Annotated in this window: 7 protein-coding genes; 1 reads left to right on the top strand and 6 read right to left on the bottom strand. The window is 68.3% G+C overall.

The window, feature by feature from the left end; all coding sequences use genetic code 11:
• Positions 1-97: 97 nt before the first annotated feature.
• Positions 98-286, bottom strand: coding sequence for a hypothetical protein (locus WA805_RS25840; protein ID WP_422290844.1), 189 nt, complete (start codon positions 284-286; stop codon positions 98-100).
• Between the two features lies 1 nt (position 287).
• The gene (locus WA805_RS25835) at positions 288-377 is read right to left on the bottom strand and encodes a potassium-transporting ATPase subunit F (protein ID WP_425243645.1); all 90 of its coding nucleotides are present in this window, start codon (positions 375-377) and stop codon (positions 288-290) included.
• 169 nt (positions 378-546) lie between these two features.
• Between WA805_RS25835 and WA805_RS25830 the strand changes: the two genes are divergently transcribed.
• Positions 547-1,293 carry a DUF4118 domain-containing protein gene (locus tag WA805_RS25830; RefSeq protein WP_422324225.1) on the top strand — a complete coding sequence of 249 codons (747 nt, stop codon included), beginning with the start codon at positions 547-549 and terminating at the stop codon, positions 1,291-1,293.
• Between the two features lie 48 nt (positions 1,294-1,341).
• On the opposite strand, the gene WA805_RS25825 is transcribed toward WA805_RS25830, so the two are convergent.
• The 4 genes from WA805_RS25825 to cspE form a co-directional block, all read right to left on the bottom strand.
• A complete protein-coding gene (locus tag WA805_RS25825; RefSeq protein ID WP_422339511.1) occupies positions 1,342-2,235 on the bottom strand; it encodes a dioxygenase in 894 nt (297 codons plus the stop codon).
• A 62-nt stretch (positions 2,236-2,297) separates the two neighbouring features.
• The gene (locus WA805_RS25820) at positions 2,298-3,125 is read right to left on the bottom strand and encodes an enoyl-CoA hydratase (protein ID WP_425243644.1); all 828 of its coding nucleotides are present in this window, start codon (positions 3,123-3,125) and stop codon (positions 2,298-2,300) included.
• Between the two features lie 10 nt (positions 3,126-3,135).
• Positions 3,136-4,326 carry a CaiB/BaiF CoA transferase family protein gene (locus WA805_RS25815; protein ID WP_422288681.1) on the bottom strand — a complete coding sequence of 397 codons (1,191 nt, stop codon included), beginning with the start codon at positions 4,324-4,326 and terminating at the stop codon, positions 3,136-3,138.
• A 372-nt stretch (positions 4,327-4,698) separates the two neighbouring features.
• Positions 4,699-4,902, bottom strand: a complete 204-nt coding sequence (gene cspE, locus WA805_RS25810; RefSeq protein ID WP_422324222.1) for a transcription antiterminator/RNA stability regulator CspE — start codon at positions 4,900-4,902, stop codon at positions 4,699-4,701.
• Positions 4,903-4,919 lie beyond the last annotated feature (17 nt).

Here is a 4,919-nt window from a genome sequence, read left to right as displayed (position 1 = left end):
GGCTCCAGCAGCGCGGCGGCGGGCCGGGTCCGAGTCTTGACCGGCCGTGGCCCAGGAAAGCCGGCCTCGCCGGGCGGAACCCCGGTCGCGGACGCGGTCACTGTGGCCGGCCCGGGCCGGTGACGTCCGGGTCAGCCGTGTCCGCCCTGGTGCCGCCGGTATCAGGCGGCTCGTCGTCCCAGCCGTCGCGTCCGCCGGAGTCGATCAGCCGGCCCAGTACCTGGACCAGGCCGATGGCAAACGCGAAGGCGGCCAGCAGGATCGCGATGAGAACTGCGTCGCTCATGTCAAAACCATTCCGGCTTGAACATGGCGATGCCGAGATAGATGAACACGGCGACCGAGACGGCCAGCAGGATTGCCTGCACTGCATTCATGCGACCTAGCTCCTGAGCAGGAGAAACGTTCCGTGGCGGAACGCTACGCCGCCCGGGCGGGGCTGCCTGGATTCCTAACGGACTCCATGCCGCCCGGCCCTGACTCCAAGCGGTTCCCATATGCCATGCTCGGCATTAGCGGGATATCGCACGGGAGAAGGCGGGGCTCATGACCCGTTACCTGACCAGGGACGCGGCGGCCGTCGCGGCCGCCGTCCTGGGGCCGCTGGCGCTGGCGGCGGTCCTGCTGCCCTGGCGCGGAAGCTGGCCTGCCGCCAACGTGGCGCTGCTGCTGGTCGTGGCGGTCGTCGCGGTCGCGTGCCTGGGAAACCGCCTCGCCGGCGCGCTCGCCGCGCTATCGGCCGCGGTCTGGTTCGACTACTTCTTCACCCGGCCGTACGAACGGCTGACCATCAGCCATCCCGGCGACGTGACCACGTTCGCGCTGCTGCTCGCGGTCGGCGTGGCGGTGTCCCAGATGGCCGCCTGGGCGCGCCGCCTGAAGGCGGTCACCGTTGCCGACGCCGGGTACTTCAACCGCATCGTGGCCAGCGCCGCCCTGACGCAGCAGGCGGGCACCCCCTACGACGTTACCGAGCACGTCCGCAGGCAGCTCATCGACGTGCTCGACCTGAAGGACTGCCGCTTCGAGTACGGGAAGCTGCTCGGCCAGCCACCCCGCCTGGAACCGGACGGCACGGTCACCACCCGCTATGGGCACTTCCCGGTTGACGAGTTCGGTTTCCCGGAGGAGGACGTGGAGCTGCGCACGTTCAGCAACGGCCAGTACACCGGCCGGTTCATGCTGACACCGAAACCCGGCTCCAGGCCATCCCAGCGCGCCCGCCTCGTCGCCGTGGCTCTCGCCGATCTCGCCGGCCACGCCGTCGGGACCAGCCCGGCGCACGCGGCCTAAGCGCCGTCAGACGGAATCGTGCTGCATGGCATGCAGAGCATGCGTTTGTTACTGGATGGGAGGACGTGGCAGCCTGGCTTCGCCCGGCTCGAGGGTGAACGTGCATTCGAGGGAGTACCAGGGCGTTTCGACGCTGGGATCGGTTGGGTGCGGCTCGTCGTGGCGCCCGAAGGCGCCGATCGTCGCTTGGGTGACACCGAACTGGACATCAGTGTCGAGGTGCGGGTCGTCGGGCGCGTACACCTGCGAGATCAACGTCTTGTAGCCCGCTTTGAATATAAGGATGTGCAGGTGCGCCGGCCGGAAAGGGTGGCGGTTCTGGGCCTTGAGCAGGCGCCCCACGACCGTGTTCGTCGGGATGGGGTAACCGGCCATCTTCACCGTCCGGAACCACAAGCGCCCCGCCTCGTCGGTGACCAGCTTCCCGCGCAAGTTCATCCCCGCCTGTTCGGCGTCCTGGTGCTCGTATAGCCCGACCGGCGAGGAATGCCATACGTCGGCCTCAGCCCCTGAGACGGGCGCTCCGTCGCGGTCCTGCACCCGGACGCTGACGAACAGCGCCGGCCCGGGCGTCTCGGAGCGGACAATCGAGCCGCCGTTGTCCACCTGTGGCGAGTGCATCCTCCAGAACGGCCCCAGCAGGGATTGCTGTGTTTCAGTGGCGCCCCGGTCGCCGTTGTTGAGCAGGCAGACCAGCGTCGACACCCCGAGCGAACCGGCCATCAGCACCATCTCGTTGTGCGTGTCGGTCGTGGCCTGGCCCATCTCGTTGAGGATGGCCGTGGCCGACCGGAACTCCTCCTCAGTCAGCCGCACGTCGCGGACGAATGCGTGCAGGTGCCCGACCAGCGACAGCATGATCTCCCGCAGGCGCGGGTCGGTCGTCTGCTCCATAACCGCCAGCACGGCGGGAGTCACGTCTTCGTGCCGTTCAATGATCATCTGGACACCTTCATTCCGGTTCATTCCGGTCGTCTTGCGGCTTCGGTCAGGCTGACCGGGGGTCAGCGGCCGGTGAAGGCAGGCGGGCGTTTTTCCGCGAATGCGCGCTGGCCCTCAAGGTAGTCCGCGGACCGGAAACAGGCCTCGACCATCGCCTGGACCCTGGCCAGGTCCCGCTGTCCATCCGGCCGGCCGATCTCGCGGATGGCGGCCTTGGCCGCGGCGACAGTCAGCGGCGCGTTGCCAGCGATGCTGGCTGCGAGGCTGAGCACGGCCTCGCGCAGGCTGCCGGCTGGGACAACGCGGTTGACCAGGCCCATCTGCAGGGCCTCAGCGGCGGGGAACCGCCGCGCGGAGAACAGGACCTCCGCCGTGCGGGCCGGCCCGATCAGGTTCATCAGGGCCGTCACGCCGGAAACCCCGTAGCCCAGACCCAGCCGGGCCGCTGGAACGCCGAACTGGCTATCGTCCGAGGCGATCCTGATGTCCGCCTGCAGCGCGGTAACCAGCCCGCCGCCTATGCAGAACCCTCGGATCATCGCGATGACCGGCTTGTCAAGGCTCGCCCAGGCATCGTTCGCCGCGGCCCAGGCCTGGTCGTAGCTGGCCCGCGCGGCCGGGGAGGTGCGCTGCTCGCCGAACTCGGAGATGTCGGCGCCCGCCGTGAATGCCTTGTCGCCGGCGCCGGTCATTACGATCACCCGGACGTCGCCGTCGGCATTCAGTGCCCGCAGCACTCCTGGCAGCGCGGCGCGCATGTCGGCCGACAGGGCGTTGTGCTTGCCGGGGTTGTTGAAGGTCACGGTGGCGACGGGGCCGGACACCTCGACGAGCAGTCGGTCGGTGCCCGACTCGTAGCGCGCGGCGGCGCTCGGCGACGATGACGTCATTCCAGTCCTCTCAGATCACTTCCTGTGCCCGGAGCCGGCCGATCTCCGCGGGCGAGTAGCCCAAGCCGGTAAGCACCTCATCGGTGTGGTCGCCGCGATCCGGTGCCGGCGTCCGGACTGTATCTGGTCCACCGGTTATCCGGACAGCGTTGCGGACTATAGCGAGCGGGCCGAGCACCGGGTGCTGCACCGTTTGGGTCATGGCCAGATGCTCGACCTGCGGGTCTGCGAACACCTCGTCCATCCGGTAGACCGGCCCGCACGGCACCCCGGCTTCGTTCAGCGCCGAGACCCAGGCGGCTGTGGTCCGGGTTCGCAGCTGTCCGGCGACCAGTGCGTTGAGTTCGGCCCGGTTCGCTGACCGCTTATCCAGTGAGTCAAAACGCGGGTCGCCGGGCAGCCACGGAAGACCGATCACCGAGCAGAAGGCGCGCAGCAGCCGCCCGTCCGCAGCGCCGATGTTCACGTACCCGTCGGCAGTGGCGAAGCAGCCCATGGGGACGCTTGTGGGGTGGTGATTGCCCGCCTGCCCCGGGACCTGCCTATCGATGGTCCAGCGGGTGGCCTGGAAATCCATCATCGCGATCATCGACTCCAGCAGCGAGGTCTGCACCCACCGCCCGGTTCCCGTCCGGTCCCGGTCGTGCAGCGCGACCAGCACGCCGATCGCGAGGTAAAGGCCCGCCGCCAGGTCAGACACCGGGATCCCGGCACGCGTCGGCCCGGTACCGGGCAGGCCGGTAACGCTCATCAGTCCGCCCATCCCCTGCGCGATCTGGTCGACTCCACCCCGGTCGCCATAAGGTCCGTCCTGGCCGAACCCGGACAGCGAAGCGTAAACCAGCCGCGGATTCCGCGCGTGGACGGTGCCGAAATCGAATCCGAGCCGCTCCTTGACCGGCGGACGCATGTTCTCGACCAGCACGTCGGCCGTGTCGACCAGGCGCAGCAGCACTTCACGACCTGCCAGAGACTTCAGGTTGAGGGACAGGGACCTCTTATTGCGGTGCAGATGCTGGAAATCGCTGGCATGCCGACCGCCTGCAAGGGCGTCCCGCGCTGCCTGGTCGTCGGCCGGCTTGCCGGGCGGCTCTACGCGGATGACGTCCGCCCCCCAGTCGGCCAGCTGGCGAACGCAGGTCGGACCCGCCCGCGCGACGGTCAGGTCAATGACACGGATATCGGCGAGCGGAAGGTCCATGATCATCACGCTCCCCGACAACCGCCGGAAAGGCAACCAGCGCCGCTCGCCGACACCTACCGGAGCCGCGGCCCACCCGAAAGACACCGCGAATATCCGCCGATCTGGGCGCTCTGCTGACGGTGCTGGCCAGCAATCCACTGGGCGCATAACGTGGCTTTCTGCGCGGAAGCCAATGATGTCGGCGGGAACGCTGAGCTGCGCTCCAGACCTTGACCGGATCGCAGACCGACAGCGCAAGCGGACCAGATGCCGCGTGCGCGGCCATTACCGGTATCAGGCCCCCGCCGAATACGCGCACGCCACTGATACCGGCGGGTCAGCCGGCTGGCCCGGCCAGCGCGCCGCAGCAGCGACACGGCGCGTGATGCCTCAGATCGGACGGACGTTCTCCGCCTGCGGTCCCTTCTGCCCCTGGGTCGTGTCGAACTCAACCTTCTGGTTCTCATCCAGCGACCTGTAGCCGGAGCTCGCGATCGCGGAGAAGTGCACGAACACGTCCGCCGTCCCGTCATCGGGGGCGATGAAACCAAAGCCCTTATCGGCGTTGAACCACTTCACTGTTCCTGTTGCCATCAGTCCACGTCCTCTAT

The organism is Trebonia sp. (assembly GCF_049794275.1).
Classification (GTDB): Bacteria; Actinomycetota; Actinomycetes; order Streptosporangiales; family Streptosporangiaceae; genus Trebonia.
This window is presented reverse-complemented; position numbering and strand designations above follow the sequence as displayed.